The sequence below is a fragment of the Streptomyces sp. 2A115 genome, from assembly GCF_052245575.1.
Classification (GTDB): domain Bacteria; phylum Actinomycetota; class Actinomycetes; order Streptomycetales; family Streptomycetaceae; genus Streptomyces.
The window spans coordinates 98576-113224 of record NZ_JBQQCG010000025.1 but is presented as its reverse complement, the minus strand read 5'-3'; the positions used below and the strand labels follow the sequence as shown (position 1 = coordinate 113224).

Genomic DNA, 14649 nt, shown 5'->3' with positions numbered 1-14649 from the left:
CACGGCTTTCAGGGGAAGGTGCCGCCGATGACAGAGGACTTGAGGAAGCGAGGAGGCCGGGAAGAGCCGTCGGAGATTCCCGACGCCCCCGACCACTCGACCGACCGGGTGGTGTTCGGCGTGACAGCCGCCATCACCGTCGCCTTCGTGATATGGGGAGCGTTCGGGACCGACTCGCTGGAGAGCGCCTCCGGGGACATGCTCGAAAGCCTGATCCACAACGGTGGTTGGGCCTTCATCCTGGCCGCCTCCGCCTTCGTGGTCTTCGCGTTGTGGCTCGCGGTCAGCCGCTACGGTGCGATCCGCCTCGGCGCGGAGGACGAGGCGCCCGAGTTCCGCACCGTGTCCTGGGTCGCGATGATGTTCAGCGCCGGCATGGGCATCGGCCTGATGTTCTACGGCGTGAGTGAGCCGCTCTCGCACTACACGACCCCTCCACCGGGTACCAGCCCCGCCGACTCCGCCGAGCGCATGGAGACGTCGATGGCCACCACCCTCTTCCACTGGTCGCTGCACCCCTGGGCGATCTACGCGGTGGTCGGCCTCGCCATCGCCTACAGCACCTTCCGCAAACGCCGACGCCAGACCATCAGCGCGGTCTTCACCCCGCTCATCGGCGAGAAGCACGCCAACGGCGGCGCCGGCCGCGCGATCGACATCCTCGCGATCATCGCCACCGTCTTCGGCTCCGCGGCCTCACTCGGCCTGGGCGCGCTCCAGATCGGCTCCGGATTCCAGGAGCTGGACTGGATGGACGACGTCAGCACCGGCCTGCTCGTCGCCATCATCGCCGTGCTGACGCTGGCCTTCGTCGCCTCCGCCGTCTCGGGCATCGAAAGGGGCATCCAGTGGCTGTCGAACATCAACATGGTCCTGGCGCTGGCGCTCGCCCTGTTCGTCTTCGTCGCGGGACCGACGATCATCATCCTCGACCTGCTGCCCACCTCGATCTTCTCCTTCCTCGGTGACCTGCCCCAGCTCGCCGGCCGCACCGATGCCAGCGGCGGAGAGGGCGTCGCGGCCTGGCTGGCCAGCTGGACCGTCTTCTACTGGGCGTGGTGGATCTCCTGGACGCCGTTCGTCGGAATGTTCATCGCCCGCATCAGCCGCGGCCGCACCATCCGTCAGTTCGTCGGCGGCGTCATCCTCGTGCCCAGCACCGTCAGCCTGATCTGGTTCGCGGTCTTCGGCGGTGCGTCGATGAAGCTGGCGGAGGGCGGACAGCTGCGCGGTGAGACGACCCCCGAGGGTCAACTCTTCGGGGTTCTGCACGAGTTCCCCATCGCGACCGCCACCAGCCTGCTCGTGATGATCCTCGTCGGCATCTTCTTCGTCTCGGGAGCCGACGCCGCGTCCATCGTGATGGGCACGCTCTCCCAGAAGGGCGCCCTCGAACCCGGCCGCTTCGTCGTGGTGTTCTGGGGCGTGGTGACCGGAGGCGTCGCCGCAATCATGCTGCTCATCGGCAGCGGCAAGGCCGACGCGCTCACCGGTCTGCGGAACCTCACGATCCTGGCCGCGGCCCCATTCGCCCTCGTGATGATCGGCATGTGCGTCGCCCTCATGCGCGACCTGCGCAGTGACCCGGTCATCGTGCGCCGCGAAATGGGCTCCGAGGCCGTCGGACTCGCCGTGATCGAGGGACACAAGCAGTACGCAGGCGACTTCGAGATCAAGGTCGGCCCGGGGGCCGGCACGGAAACCGAGGGCGACCCGCTCGGACACGACCACGCTTGAACGGTCTCGACGAAGTCCGGTACCCGCGCCCCTTTTAAGGGGCGCGGGGAACTGCTTTAAGGGGCGCGGGGAACTGCGCGACCAGCCACAGACGGCCCGCAGCCAACGAACCGCCCTTCCCGCGGGGCGCTAGGCGGGGCCCTCGGCCAGCCCCGCCGCCTCCAGCGCACAGCCCCACGCCACGGTCACACCCGCACCGCCGTGCCCGTAGTTGTGCACCAACACCCGTCCGTCGGGCCGGAGTTCGCGCTCCAGCCGAACCGTGTCCCGGGCCGGCCGAAGCCCCACCCGGTGATCGAGCACGCGCGCCCCGGCGACCTCGGGACGCAGCGCCGCGCACCGTTCCACGATCCGCGCGGCAACCGCCGGATCAGGCGTCAGCGACCAGTCGTCCTCGTCGGCCGTGCCGCCCAGGACCAGCCGGTCCGGTTGCGGAAAGAGGTACGTGGTGGTCCCGGCGACCGGGTCGGTCGAGACGAGCCAGGTGCGGATGCCGGGGTTCGCCACGATCACGAGCTGTCCGCGTACGGGCCGCACCGCCGGATCCGGCACGAGTTCGCGGGCGCCGAGCCCCGTGCAGTTGACGACGACCGGCGCCTCGGCCTCCGCCAGATCCGCCACGGTCCGCGCCTCGATCGTCCCGCCCGCCCGCAGGAACCGCTCGCGCAGCCACCGCAGATGCACCGGCATGTCGATCAGCGGCAGCCGCGCCCACAGCCCCGTCCCCGCGTACTCCTCGGCCGTCGCCGCCCGCAGCCCCGGCACTCCGGCGACCCACGGGCCCTGCGCGTCCAGCCGCGACTCACCCAGTACGCCCTCGACCATGCGTACGCCCGTCTCCTCGGGCCGCGCCGCCAACTCCTTGTACACGCTGAGTGACCGCAGGGCCCACTCGCCGGCGAGTGCCTCCGGTTCGATGTGGTACGGCCACCACAGCGCGCCGGCGACCGCCGAGGTCGTCGCCTCCGCGGGCTCGCGCGCCCAGACCCGTACGTACCTGCCGCTCTCGGCCAGAACGACGGCCGCCGTCAGCCCGATAACGCCGCTGCCGACCACGATCACATCACTGCTCTGAACCCTCGCCACCCGGCGACGCTAGCGGAATATGTCATGCCGTGCTCAGAACACCCCCACTCTGGGGATACTCACAGCATGTCTGCCGAGTACGCGACCTTCGGCCTGGCACCGGCGATGCGTGCCGGTGGCGTCCTGGCCAATGGTGACTACCAAGCGCACCGGGATTTCGTGGACTTCATTGTCGACGGACGCCCGCTGCTGTACGAGCTCTCCGACCTCGACGCCGTGTCCCCCCTCGCCTCCGACGTACCGCCCGCGATCTTCACCGCACAGGTGCGCAGTCTGCTGCTCGAAGCCGACGCCCCGCTGGAGGGCGGCCGGTACGTCATCTACGGCTGCCCGGAGTGCGAGGACCTCGCCTGCGGTGCCGTGACCGCCATGATCGAACGGCATGGCGACGACTTCGTGTGGCGCGACTTCGCCTGGCAGACCGACCAACACGCGGATCTGGAGCGGAACGGCTATCACGGCATCGGCCCGTTCCGCTTCCGCGGCGACGAGTACCGCACCGCCCTGAGCTCGCTGCTCACCGGCTCAGCGGGCGAACGCCGCCGCGTCCTGCTCATCGGCGCCCGCGCCGCCGTCCTGGCCAAGCTCGCCGCCGCCCTGCGCATCATCGGCATAGGCGCCGAGATCACCCGCGACGCCGCCGACGTCCCCGCCGACGAACTGCGCACCTACGGCGCCGTCGCCTTCGGCCGCGCCGTCACCGAGCAGGAACGTGCCGTCGTACGGCAGTCCTTCGACCGCGCCGGCGTCGACGTGGCGTACGTCGAGGGCATGGCCCCGATCATCCCGCTCCTGGTCGCCCAGATAGAACACGCCCTGGACCGCAGCCCTCAGGAACAGCGCCGACTGACCCGGCTGGTCGCAGCCGACGGCGAGGCGGGCGTCGAGGTCACCTCCACCTGCCGGGTCCAGCTGACCGCGTACCGCCTTGACCGCCTGTACCGCACGCACATGTACGAGGTATTCGACGGCGTTCTGGAAGCGGGCCGCCACCGGCTCCCGCTGGACACCAAGGCCACGAAGGGTGAGTCCTTCATCGTGGCGCGGACCTCGGGGGGTGTGCTGGTGGAGGCGATGGCGCGGTGACCTCCGGTGGGTGGGCGGGCGCCTCCTACGGGGGTGGTGGGCTGAGTTCGTGGGCGAGTGCGGGTTGTGGTGGGCTGGTCGCGCCCACGCGGCGGAGCCGCACATTGACACAGCCCCGCGCCCCTGACGGGGCCGGTTGGCGCGCTAAACCGGGCGCTCGCCCGCGGGACTGGCGATTAGGATCAGCCCCTTATGACTGCCACTCTCGTCGCCAAGAATCTCGCCGCCGGCCACGGCGACCGCTCGCTCTTCTCCGGGCTCGACCTCGTCGTCGCGCCCGGCGACGTGATCGGTCTCGTCGGTGCCAACGGCGCGGGCAAGTCCACGCTGCTGCGGATGTTCGCCGGGCTGCTCAAGCCCGAAGAGGGCGAGCTGCGGCTCTCCCCGCCGGCCGCGACCGTCGGGCACCTGCCGCAGGAGCCGGAACGGCGGCCAGGCGAGACCGTACGGGACTTCCTGGCGCGCCGCACGGGTGTCGCCGAGGCCCAGCGCGTGATGGACGAGGCCACGCAGGCGCTGGTCGACGGGGTGCCGGGCTCGGACGACGCGTACGCGGACAGCCTGGAGCGGTGGCTCGGGCTCGGCGGCGCCGACCTCGACGATCGGGCCGAGGAGGTCGCCGACTCGCTCGGACTCGGCGTGGGCCTCGACCAGCTGATGACGTCCCTGTCCGGCGGCCAGGCCGCCCGCGCCGGACTCGCCTCACTCCTCCTCTCGCGCTACGACGTGTTCCTGCTCGACGAGCCGACCAACGACCTCGACCTCGACGGCCTGGAGCGCCTGGAACGGTTCGTCTCCGGCCTGCGCGCGGGCACGGTCGTCGTCAGCCACGACCGCGAGTTCCTCACGCGCACGGTCACCAAGGTCCTCGAACTCGACCTGGCGCAGCAGCAGATCACCCTGTACGGCGGCGGATACGAGGCCTACCTGGAGGAGCGGGACGTGGCCCGCCGGCACGCCCGCGAGGACTTCGAGGAGTACGCCGACAAGCGGGCCGCGCTCGAAGGACGCGCCCAGATGCAGCGCTCCTGGATGGACAAGGGCGTCAAGAACGCCCGGCGCAAGGCGAGCAACGACAATGACAAGATCGGCCGCAAGTTCCGCAGCGAGGCCAGCGAGAAGCAGGCCGCGAAGGCCCGGCAGACCCAGCGCATGATCGAGCGGCTCGACACCGTCGACGAGCCGCGCAAGGAATGGGAACTGCGCATGGAGATCGCGGCCGCGCCACGCTCCGGTGCCGTGGTCGCCACCCTCCGGGACGCCGAGGTCCGGCGGGGCGACTTCACCTTCGGACCGGCCACGCTCCAGATCGACTGGGCGGACCGGGTGGCCGTCACCGGCGCGAACGGCGCGGGCAAGTCGACGCTGCTCGGTGCCCTGCTGGGCCGGGTCTCCCTGGACGCCGGCCACGCCACGCTCGGCTCCGGCGTGATCGTCGGCGAGGTCGACCAGGCCCGCAAACTGTTCCACGGTCCGGAGGCGCTGCTCGACGCGTTCTGCGCGGCCGTCCCCGACACCGAGCCCGCCGAGGTCCGCACGCTGCTGGCCAAGTTCGGCCTCAAGGCCCACCATGTCATGCGCCCGGCCGCGACGCTCTCCCCGGGCGAACGCACCCGCTCGGCGCTGGCGCTCCTCCAGGGCCGCGGCGTCAACCTCCTCGTCCTCGACGAGCCGACGAACCACCTCGACCTGCCGGCCATCGAGCAACTGGAGTCGGCACTCGACTCGTACGAGGGCACGCTCCTGCTGGTGACCCACGACCGCCGGATGCTCGACGCCGTCCGCACCACGCGGCGTGTGGAGGTGGCGGCGGGGAAGGTGACGGAACGCTGAGGCCGGCCCAGGGACGCCAACTCAGGGACGCTGACCTAGGTGGTGGCCAGGCGCCGCGCCAGGCCGGGGTAGTCGACGACGCACCCGTCCGCGTCGAACTCCAGGTCGCTGCGGAAGTCTCCTGAGGCGTAGCTGACGCGTCCGCCGTCGTCGCTCCGTGCGAGATGCGTGTACGTCTGCCGTGACCCGTGCACGGTCAGGTCCGGCACGGACACCCAGGCCATCAGGAACTCCCGCTGGCCGGGGGCCAGATGGAGCCCGTGGCGCAGCACGGGCATGGTGTTCGTGAGCGGGCACAGGCCGAGGTCGCAGTCGAGGGCGCCGTCGACGTCGGGCAGCCGTTCCCCGTCGGTGGTCCAGCGGCCTTCGCCGTCGTGCCGCAGGTCAAGAGCGTGGGTGATCGAGGCCATCTCGACCGTCACACACAGCCGACGGGTCACGAAGCCCTCGGCGACGTCGAGTGTGTACGAGAGCCAGTAGGGCTCCGGGGTCGTCCCGACGGCACGTCCATGCGCCTGCAACGTGCCGTCGGCGAGCACGAGCCAAGCGGTCTCGTACCCCTTGCTCGGTGTGACTTCCCAGGTGATGACGCGCGAGGTGGCCATGCGGTCACTTTAGGAGCGGCCCGAACCTTCCGCGCGTCAGAAAGTCCGGGCTCGCGCGGTGCCCCGTAAGAGGCGCGGGGCTCTGACACATGCGGCTCTGCTGCGATGGGGTCCCCCTCCCGCTCATGGGGTCCCACCCGCTCATGGGGGTCTCTCCGCTCAAGCGAAGTCGAGAGTGGGGGAGAAGCCGAGAGTGGGGGAGCGACCAGCCACGAACTACCCGCAGTTCAACGCCTGCCCTTCTTCGGGTCCACAAGCCCCGCACGCCGCAGCGCGTCAGCCATCGCGCTATTGGCGGGCGGCGGCGCAGCCTGCCGCGAACCGCCACCTCCCGCACCGCCGCGCGCCCCGGCACCGCCACCTCCCGCACCGCCGCGCGCTCCCGCACCGCCACGTGCCTGACGCTGCTGCGGCGGCCGTCCCCCGCGCTGGGGGCGCTCACCCCCGCCCTGCTGATCCGGCGGAGCCGCCTCGTCGTCCAGCCGCAGCGTCAGCGAGATCCGCTTCCGCGGAATGTCGATGTCCAGCACCTTCACCTTGACGATGTCCCCGGACTTCACCACGTCCCGCGGGTCCTTGACGAACGTCTTGGACATCGCGGAGACGTGCACGAGACCGTCCTGGTGAACGCCGACGTCCACGAAGGCACCGAAGGCGGCCACATTCGTGACGACCCCTTCCAGCACCATCCCGGAGGCCAGGTCGGAGATCTTCTCCACGCCCTCCTTGAAGGTGGCCGTCTTGAAGGCGGGCCGCGGGTCGCGCCCCGGCTTTTCCAGCTCCCTCAGGATGTCCGTCACCGTCGGCAGACCGAATGTCTCGTCCACGAAGTCGTCCGGCCTCAGCGAACGCAGCACCGCCGTGTTGCCGACCAGTGACGTGACCTCACTGCCCGCCGTCTTCACCATGCGCCGCACCACCGGATACGCCTCCGGGTGCACGCTGGACGCGTCCAGCGGGTCGTCCCCGCCCCGGATCCGCAGGAAGCCCGCGCACTGCTCGTACGCCTTGGGCCCGAGCCGCGCCACGCTCTTCAGCGCCGTCCGGGACTTGAAGGGCCCGTTCGAGTCGCGGTGCGCCACGATGTTCTCGGCGAGTCCGGAGGTGATGCCGGACACCCGGGAGAGCAGGGGCGCCGACGCCGTGTTCACGTCCACGCCGACACCGTTCACACAGTCCTCCACGACCGCGTCGAGGGAGCGCGAGAGCTTCACCTCGGACAGGTCGTGCTGGTACTGCCCGACGCCGATCGACTTCGGGTCGATCTTCACCAGCTCGGCGAGCGGGTCCTGGAGGCGGCGGGCGATGGAGACGGCACCGCGCAGCGACACGTCCATGCCGGGCAGCTCCTGCGAGGCGAACGCCGACGCCGAGTACACGGACGCCCCGGCCTCGGACACCATCACCTTGGTGAGGTTCAACTCCGGGTGCTTGGCGATGAGTTCACCGGCGAGTTTGTCCGTCTCGCGGGACGCCGTGCCGTTGCCGATGGAGACCAGCTCGACCGCGTGCTCCTTGGCGAGCCGGGCGAGCTTGGCCAGCGCCTCGTCCCACTTGTTCTGCGGGACGTGCGGGTAGATCACGTCCGTCGCGACGACCTTGCCGGTGGCGTCGACCACGGCCACCTTCACACCCGTACGGAACCCGGGGTCCAGCCCCAGCGTCGCGCGCGTGCCCGCCGGGGCGGCGAGCAGCAGGTCGCGCAGGTTCGACGCGAAGACGTTGACCGCCTCGTCCTCGGCGGCCGTCCGCAGCCGCAGCCGCATGTCGATGCCCAGGTGCACGAGGAGGCGGGTGCGCCAGGCCCAGCGGACCGTGTCCGTCAGCCACTTGTCGGCGGGGCGGCCCCGGTCGGCGATGCCGAAGCGATGGGCGACGATTCCCTCGTACGAGGAGGGCCCCTCGGTGGGCTCCTCCGGCTCCAGGACGAGGTCCAGGACATCTTCCTTCTCGCCGCGCAGCAGGGCGAGGACGCGGTGCGAGGGCAGCTCCTTGAAGGGCTCGGCGAAGTCGAAGTAGTCGGCGAACTTGGCGCCGGCCTCCTCCTTGCCGTCCTTCACCTTGGCGGCCAGGCGCCCGCGCACCCACATGCGCTCGCGCAGCTCGCCGATCAGGTCGGCGTCCTCCGAGAACCGCTCGGTCAGGATCGCCCGGGCGCCGTCCAGCGCGGCCTGCGGGTCGGCGACGCCCTTGTCGGCGTCGACGAAGGCCGTGGCCGCGGCGATCGGGTCGACGGACGGGTCGCCGAGCAGTCCCTCGGCGAGCGGTTCGAGCCCCGCCTCGCGGGCGATCTGCGCCTTGGTCCGCCGCTTCGGCTTGAACGGCAGATAGATGTCCTCGAGCCGCGCCTTGGTCTCGGCGCCGCGGATCTGCGTCTCCAGCTCTTCGGTGAGCTTGCCCTGCTCGCGCACCGAGTCGAGGATCGCGGTCCGCCGCTCCTCCAGCTCCCGCAGATAGCGCAGCCGCTCCTCGAGCGTGCGCAGCTGCGCGTCGTCGAGCATCTCGGTCGCTTCCTTGCGGTAGCGGGCGATGAAGGGCACCGTCGAACCGCCGTCGAGCAAGTCGACGGCGGCCTTGACCTGCCGCTCCCGTACGCCGAGCTCCTCCGCGATCCTGCCTTCGATGGACCCTACGAGGGGTGTCGTCACGATCCCGTACCGCCTTCTTCACTGAGGTTGCGCGGCAATTGTGGCAGGTGGCACCGACAACGGGGGATCAGGGCGGCCAACAGGTGTCGGGCGGCCGGACACGAGGGGAGCCGGGCACGCCCTCGGCGCGCCCGGCTCCGGGGGCGGTCGCGGGTCAGACCCGGCGGGCCCGCCCGCCGCGCCGCGTCGACGCCGAGGCGCCGCCGAACAGCCGGGCCAGGGCCCGGAACGGCAGCGTCACCACGGTGGCGACGGCCGCGCCGATCTGACGCAACACGTCTGCGATCGCACGGAACACGTGCTTCCCCTTTCGTCTACCGGCCTGGACGGCCGGGCGACGTACGGGTACCTCGGGGCCGGGGTTCGAATCCCGGCCCGGTATACGCCGAATGCCGGACATGCCACCAGTCCGGCCCTGATGGGGCCGTCTGACGTCGCGCGCCGGTCCGCCGGGAGCGGCCCGCTCAGCCCTTGCCGGTCATGCCCTCGGGGAACGCTCCCGCGGCGAACGCCGTCATGAGCAGCCCCGTCGCCAGCTCCCTGAGGCGCTCGACGCCCGCGGCCCCCAGGTGCTCGTACGGAGCCCGGTCGAGGCGGTCCGTCTGCGACTCGACCTCCTTGCGCAGGGCTACACCTGCCTCCGTCAACTCGCCCTCGGCGTCCAGCAGCCCACGCTCCCGGAGCCGGCCGGCCGCCGCGTCCCAGTCGTCGCGGGTCCAGCCGCGCGTGGCGAGGACCCACTTCGGCGCCATGCCCTTGCCGGTCGCGGTGTGGCTCACGAGCGCCTCCACCGGGTCGAGTTCCGCGCCGAGCAGCACCGTGAGATGCCCGTCCCCGCGGTGCTCGCGCAGCAGAGTGGCCGCATGCCAGAGCGCCAGGTGCGGCTGGTCCGGGACGGGCAGATCGGCGTGTGCCGCGTACAGGGGGCGCGTGGCCCGGGTGCATGCCTCGGCCGCGCGCAGCGCGAGCTCCGCCGCCTCCGCGACCTCCTTGGACCCGATCGCCTCGTCACCGAGCAGCCGCCGGAGCGTCGCGTCGACGGCACGCGCGCGTGCCGCGAGGACGACCGACGGAGACGCGGTCCGCCACACCTCGGGCACGTGCCGCGCCACCAGCTCGTGGCGGAAGTTGTAGAAGGTCGCCGTCACCGTGCCCGCGCCCACCGCCCCCATGGCGGCGGCCCGCACGGCGAAGTACGCGGCGTCGCGGTCCGTGACGCCGACCCCGGCCAGCTGTTCGCCGAGGTCCGGCGAGAAGTAGTGGGTCGAGTGCAACGGGTTGAGCACGTTGTGACATCGGCGTCCGGCGCGCTCCGGCAGGGCTGTGGTCATGCCCCGCACGTTACCGACTGGTCGGTACGCTGGGAATGCCAGGGCATCGATCAGAAGCGGCCACGGCCGGAAAGGGGCCCCTTCAACCTGACGTAGACGTGGACGTAGAAGTGGAAATGAAGGGGGTCGCAGCCGCCGACGTGGTCCAGGTGAAGTCGGGCTGTCGGCGCTCCAGGAAGGCGGCGACCCCTTCCGCGGTGTCGCCGCCGTCGCGCGCCTGCTCGGTCCAGTACGCGTCCCGGTCCGTGCGCCCGTTCGCGAACTCCTTGGCCGCCGCCTGCGTCAACTGCGAACGCACCGCGAGCACCCGCGTGAACTCCGCGACCCGCTTGTCGAGTTCACCGCCGGACAGCACCTCATCCACCAACCCGGTACGCAGCGCACGCTCAGCGTCGATCAACTCGCCCGAGAACAGCAGGTACTTGGAGGTGGCGGGACCCACGAGGGACACCAACCGCCGTGTGGACGATGCCGCATATACGATCCCCAGCTTCGCCGGAGTGACCCCGAACGACGCTTCCTCGTCCGCGAACCGCAGATCGCACGCCGCCGCGAGCTGGCACCCGCCGCCCACGCAGTAGCCGCGTACGGCCGCGAGGGTCGGCTTGGGAAACGCGGCCAGCGCCTCCTCCGCCCGCACGGCCAGCCCCTGCGCCTCCCCGGACGAGCCCCGCAGCGAGGAGATGTCGGCCCCGGCACAGAAGGTCCCGCCCTCGCCGGTGAGCACGAGCACCCGTACGGCGGCGTCGGCGGCCAGTGCGTCGAGCAGGGGCGGCAGCGCTCGCCACATGTCCGCCGTCATGGCGTTGCGCTTGGCCGGATGGTGGATGACGACGGTGGCGACCCCGTCGTCGACGCTGTGCAGCAGCTGCGGCTCCATGTGTCGGATGCTATCCGCACCCCTCGAACGTACGATCAAGAAGGGGCGGGCGCCAGGAGAAGCGGGGCAGGCCCGAGGAGGTGCTGATGTCCAGGCGCAGGCTCAAGTCGACCTTCGAGCCCAGGGGCAGCAGCCGGAGCGCCAAGCTCAGCCGCAGCTTCGGGTGGCTCGCCGCGCTCGGCGTGGTCCTCGTGCTGGCGGGGCTTGTCGGCCTCGTCTACGCCGGCCTCGCCACGCTGACCTCGATGCTGCTGTTCGGCTGGCTCCTGCTGATCGGCGGCGCTGTCGGCCTGCTGCACGCGGTCCTGGCGCGCGACTCCCACTTCTTCTGGCTCGGTGCCGTGGTCGCGGCCCTGAACCTCGCGGCCGGCGTGGTGATCATCCGCAGGCCCGAGGCGGCCGCCGAGGCGCTGACCATGGTCGCCGCGCTGCTGTTCCTGACCGGCGGCGTCGTCCGGCTGGTCGGCAGCCTGGTGGTACGCGGCTCCCAGTTCGGCTGGACCCTCGTGCAGGGCGCCTTCGGCCTGTTCCTCGGCATCCTCGTGCTCGCGTCGTGGCCGAGCAGCAGGTACGTCATCGGCGGCTTCTTCTCGCTCGCCCTGCTCTTCGACGGGCTGGGCCTGGTGGCGACCGGGTTCGGCGGCCGACGCGTCGTCCGTCTCGTCTCGGACCAAACCAGTACAACCCGAAGAGTTCCGGATTCGGCACAAGACGGACAGGAGCAGTCTCACGACTAACGGTGTCATGCGTCGGCGAACAGAAATCGTCGATAGGCGCTGACTTCTGTTCAGTCATTCGGTACGGACCAGCGCGTTACCAACACTCGACGTGTGGTGACAATCGAGCGCAAGGGTGGCGACCGGACGATGGACGACCATGGGCGGGGGTCCGGCCCACGTCCTGAAGGCGACGGGGACGTGCTCCCTGACGGAGGACCGCCCGGCCCGCTGCCGTACGAGGGGGTCTGGCGGTTCACCGCTCCCGCCGTCGACGCCTCGGTGCCACAGGCGCGGCACGCCGTCCGTGACCTGCTGGCCCGCCAGGGCGTACCCGTCTCGGACGACCTGATCCAGGGCCTGCTGCTGATCGTCTCCGAACTGGTCACCAACGCGGTCCGGCACGCGGCACTGCTCTCTCCGATGCTCGCTGTGGAGGTCGCGGTCGGAGCCGAGTGGGTGCGGGTCTCCGTCGAGGACAACCACCCCTATCGCCCGACCGCCCTGGAGGCCGATCACGGCCAGACCGGCGGCCGAGGCCTCCTCCTGGTGAGCGAGATCACGAAGGAGGCGGGCGGGGTCTGCGACGTAGAGCACACGGCGAGCGGCGGCAAGGTGATCTGGTCGGCCTTGCCACTCAAACTCAGGGCCCCGTAGAGGCACGGGACCGGTGATTTGTGCGGCGTCCCCCCACTCCGGCTTCGATCGGGCGGGGGGACCCCACGAGCGGGGGCGCATCGTGGGCGGGACCAGCCACGGCCGACCCGCGGTCTACCCACGGCCCCCCGCGGAGCGTTCGCTCCGCTACCAGCCCGCGGCCGTGCCCGTCAGCTCCCTGACCGCCGGCCGGGCCGCGTCCAGCACGGTCATGAACCACGCCGAGAACGGGTCCTTGACATGCCGCTCCGCCAGCTCGTCCGCGCTCACGTAAGCCGTCGTACCGACCTCCTCCGGATCCGGCCGCAACGGCGACTGCACCATCCCGACGAAGAGGTGGTTGAACTCCTGCTCCACCAGCCCGGACTCCGGGTCCGGGTGGTTGTAGCGAACCGTGCCCGCCTCGGCGAGCAGCGAGGGCGACACACCGAGCTCCTCGTACGTCCGCCGCGCGGCCGCCGCGAAGGGCGCCTCACCGGGGTACGGGTGGCCGCAGCACGTGTTGGACCAGACACCGGGGGAGTGGTACTTGCCCAGCGCCCGCTGCTGGAGCAGCAGCCGGCCCCGCTCGTCGAACAGGAAAACGGAGAACGCCCGGTGCAACTGCCCGGGCGGCTGGTGGGCTGTGAGCTTCTCGGCCGTGCCGATCGTGGTGCCGTCCTCATCGACCAGTTCCAGCAAGATGGCTTCGGCGGTGCCGTTCGACGAGCTGTGCGTCGCGGTGGCAGGTGTGATCGGCATACCCATCCTTCGCATCGGTCTTCAAGCCTCAAGTCTGCCGTACGAAACCGGCACTCCCGGCACCACGCGGCGTCCCGCATGTCCGGTTCCGCCGCGCGGCCGAACCGGACATCACGGCCAACACCGATCGGACGCCGAAAGCGGCCGGACACCTGATCGTGCCCGCACGTACCGGCGTGGAACCGTCCAATACAGGTCAGTCGCCGCCTCGTCCGACACCGGAAACCGGGCCGGATGCCGTAGCCCGAAGTAGCTACGCCGCGTCCTCGGAACCGCTCCACACGCCCGCGTACCGCCTCCGCCACCGCGCGTACCCCGGCTCACACGGGCTCACCGCCGGGGAGGCCTCAATGGCAGAGCCTCGCCTCGTGCTCCGCGTGACCGCCCGGCTCCAGCTGAAAGGTGCAGTGCTCCACGTCGAAGTGATCGCCGAGGCACCTCCGCAACTCGTGCAGCATCCTCTCGTGGCCGATGGCGTTCAGCGCCTCGGAGTCCACGACCACATGCGCGGAGAGGACCGGCAGCCCCGAGGTGATCGTCCAGGCGTGCAGATCGTGCACGCCCTCGACATCCGGCAGGGCACGTATGTGCGACCGCACCTTCACCATGTTGACGTCCCTGGGCGCCGCCTCCAGGAGAACGTTCAGGGTCTCCCGTAGCAGTTTCCACGTACGCGGCACGATCATCAGGCCGATGACGATCGAGGCGATCGGGTCGGCGGCGGTCCAGCCGGTGGCCAGGACGAGGACGGCGGAGACCAGTACGGCCAGCGAGCCCAGCGTGTCGGCGAGGACCTCCAGGAACGCGCCGCGCACGTTCAGGCTGTCCTTCTGCCCGCGCGTGAGCAGCGCGAGCGAGACCATGTTCGCGACCAGGCCGAACAGGCCGAAGGCGATGGTCAGCCCGCCCTCGGTCTCCGTCGGCAGCACGAAGCGCTGGACGGCCTCGTACAAAATGTATCCGCCGACCCCGAGCAGCAGCAGACAGTTGGCGAGCGCGGCGAGGATCTCGGCGCGCGCGTAGCCGAATGTGCGGCTCCCGCTCGGCGGGCGATTGGAGAAGTGGATCGCGAGCAGCGCCATGCCGAGGCCGAGCGCGTCCGTAGCCATGTGCGCCGCGTCCGCGATGAGCGCGAGTGAATCCGCGACGATCCCGCCGACGACCTCGACCACCATGACGGTGAGCGTGATGGAGAGCGCGACGCGCAGTCTCCCGCGGTACGCCGCTGCCGCCGTACCTCCGCCGGCCGCGGCGTACGCCTGTCCGTGCTCGTGCCCAGCCCCCATGAGAACCGCCCTTCGAATATCGGCCCGAAGCCTGTCGGCGGTC

General features: G+C 70.9%; 13 protein-coding genes. 5 read left to right on the top strand and 8 right to left on the bottom strand.

Features of this window, described 5'->3' with window-relative positions; all coding sequences use genetic code 11:
* Nucleotides 1-27 precede the first annotated feature (27 nt).
* Nucleotides 28-1737: a BCCT family transporter gene (locus ACTWQR_RS22990; RefSeq protein WP_443229011.1), complete on the top strand. Its 1710-nt coding sequence runs from the start codon at nt 28-30 to the stop codon at nt 1735-1737.
* Between the two features lie 129 nt (nt 1738-1866).
* Here the strand turns inward: ACTWQR_RS22990 and ACTWQR_RS22985 are convergent, their stop codons facing one another.
* Entirely contained in the window at nt 1867-2823 is a 957-nt protein-coding gene (locus ACTWQR_RS22985) for an FAD-dependent oxidoreductase (RefSeq protein ID WP_443229010.1), read from the bottom strand.
* A gap of 66 nt (nt 2824-2889) precedes the next feature.
* Here ACTWQR_RS22985 and ACTWQR_RS22980 point away from each other — a divergent pair, with 66 nt between their 5' ends.
* Nucleotides 2890-3909: an oxidoreductase gene (locus ACTWQR_RS22980; protein ID WP_443229009.1), complete on the top strand. Its 1020-nt coding sequence runs from the start codon at nt 2890-2892 to the stop codon at nt 3907-3909.
* 192 nt (nt 3910-4101) lie between these two features.
* Nucleotides 4102-5742 (top strand): ABC-F family ATP-binding cassette domain-containing protein, encoded by a 1641-nt coding sequence (locus ACTWQR_RS22975; RefSeq protein ID WP_443229008.1) that lies wholly within the window; start codon nt 4102-4104, stop codon nt 5740-5742.
* 35 nt (nt 5743-5777) lie between these two features.
* Here ACTWQR_RS22975 and ACTWQR_RS22970 read toward each other — a convergent pair whose 3' ends face one another.
* The 5 genes from ACTWQR_RS22970 to ACTWQR_RS22950 all read right to left on the bottom strand — a co-directional run bounded on the left by ACTWQR_RS22970 (nt 5778) and on the right by ACTWQR_RS22950 (nt 11206).
* Nucleotides 5778-6347, bottom strand: a complete 570-nt coding sequence (locus tag ACTWQR_RS22970) for a putative glycolipid-binding domain-containing protein (protein ID WP_443229007.1) — start codon at nt 6345-6347, stop codon at nt 5778-5780.
* Between the two features lie 227 nt (nt 6348-6574).
* Nucleotides 6575-8995, bottom strand: coding sequence for a Tex family protein (locus ACTWQR_RS22965; RefSeq protein ID WP_443229006.1), 2421 nt, complete (start codon nt 8993-8995; stop codon nt 6575-6577).
* A gap of 154 nt (nt 8996-9149) precedes the next feature.
* The gene (locus tag ACTWQR_RS22960) at nt 9150-9293 is read right to left on the bottom strand and encodes an LPFR motif small protein (RefSeq protein ID WP_443229005.1); all 144 of its coding nucleotides are present in this window, start codon (nt 9291-9293) and stop codon (nt 9150-9152) included.
* A 166-nt stretch (nt 9294-9459) separates the two neighbouring features.
* Entirely contained in the window at nt 9460-10326 is an 867-nt protein-coding gene (locus tag ACTWQR_RS22955) for an SCO6745 family protein (protein WP_443229004.1), read from the bottom strand.
* An 82-nt stretch (nt 10327-10408) separates the two neighbouring features.
* Nucleotides 10409-11206: an enoyl-CoA hydratase/isomerase family protein gene (locus ACTWQR_RS22950; RefSeq protein ID WP_443229003.1), complete on the bottom strand. Its 798-nt coding sequence runs from the start codon at nt 11204-11206 to the stop codon at nt 10409-10411.
* Between the two features lie 86 nt (nt 11207-11292).
* Between ACTWQR_RS22950 and ACTWQR_RS22945 the strand changes: the two genes are divergently transcribed.
* Both ACTWQR_RS22945 and ACTWQR_RS22940 read left to right on the top strand, forming a co-directional pair.
* Complete coding sequence (locus tag ACTWQR_RS22945; RefSeq protein WP_443229002.1) at nt 11293-11943, top strand: HdeD family acid-resistance protein; 651 nt, start codon at nt 11293-11295, stop codon at nt 11941-11943.
* 129 nt (nt 11944-12072) lie between these two features.
* Nucleotides 12073-12579, top strand: coding sequence for an ATP-binding protein (locus tag ACTWQR_RS22940; RefSeq protein WP_443229031.1), 507 nt, complete (start codon nt 12073-12075; stop codon nt 12577-12579).
* A gap of 147 nt (nt 12580-12726) precedes the next feature.
* On the opposite strand, the gene idi is transcribed toward ACTWQR_RS22940, so the two are convergent.
* Both idi and ACTWQR_RS22930 read right to left on the bottom strand, forming a co-directional pair.
* Nucleotides 12727-13320 carry an isopentenyl-diphosphate Delta-isomerase gene (gene idi / locus ACTWQR_RS22935; RefSeq protein ID WP_443229001.1) on the bottom strand — a complete coding sequence of 198 codons (594 nt, stop codon included), beginning with the start codon at nt 13318-13320 and terminating at the stop codon, nt 12727-12729.
* A 347-nt stretch (nt 13321-13667) separates the two neighbouring features.
* Nucleotides 13668-14606 carry a cation diffusion facilitator family transporter gene (locus ACTWQR_RS22930; protein ID WP_443229000.1) on the bottom strand — a complete coding sequence of 313 codons (939 nt, stop codon included), beginning with the start codon at nt 14604-14606 and terminating at the stop codon, nt 13668-13670.
* Nucleotides 14607-14649 lie beyond the last annotated feature (43 nt).

Coding starts and splice junctions, on each gene's coding strand:
- ACTWQR_RS22990 (WP_443229011.1), top strand. CDS start 28: ATGACAGAGGACTTGAGGAAGCGAGGAGGCCGGGAAGAGCCGTCGGAG.
- ACTWQR_RS22980 (WP_443229009.1), top strand. CDS start 2,890: ATGTCTGCCGAGTACGCGACCTTCGGCCTGGCACCGGCGATGCGTGCC.
- ACTWQR_RS22975 (WP_443229008.1), top strand. CDS start 4,102: ATGACTGCCACTCTCGTCGCCAAGAATCTCGCCGCCGGCCACGGCGAC.
- ACTWQR_RS22970 (WP_443229007.1), bottom strand. CDS start 6,347: ATGGCCACCTCGCGCGTCATCACCTGGGAAGTCACACCGAGCAAGGGG.
- ACTWQR_RS22955 (WP_443229004.1), bottom strand. CDS start 10,326: ATGACCACAGCCCTGCCGGAGCGCGCCGGACGCCGATGTCACAACGTG.
- ACTWQR_RS22950 (WP_443229003.1), bottom strand. CDS start 11,206: ATGGAGCCGCAGCTGCTGCACAGCGTCGACGACGGGGTCGCCACCGTC.
- ACTWQR_RS22945 (WP_443229002.1), top strand. CDS start 11,293: ATGTCCAGGCGCAGGCTCAAGTCGACCTTCGAGCCCAGGGGCAGCAGC.
- ACTWQR_RS22940 (WP_443229031.1), top strand. CDS start 12,073: ATGGACGACCATGGGCGGGGGTCCGGCCCACGTCCTGAAGGCGACGGG.
- idi (WP_443229001.1), bottom strand. CDS start 13,320: ATGCCGATCACACCTGCCACCGCGACGCACAGCTCGTCGAACGGCACC.
- ACTWQR_RS22930 (WP_443229000.1), bottom strand. CDS start 14,606: ATGGGGGCTGGGCACGAGCACGGACAGGCGTACGCCGCGGCCGGCGGA.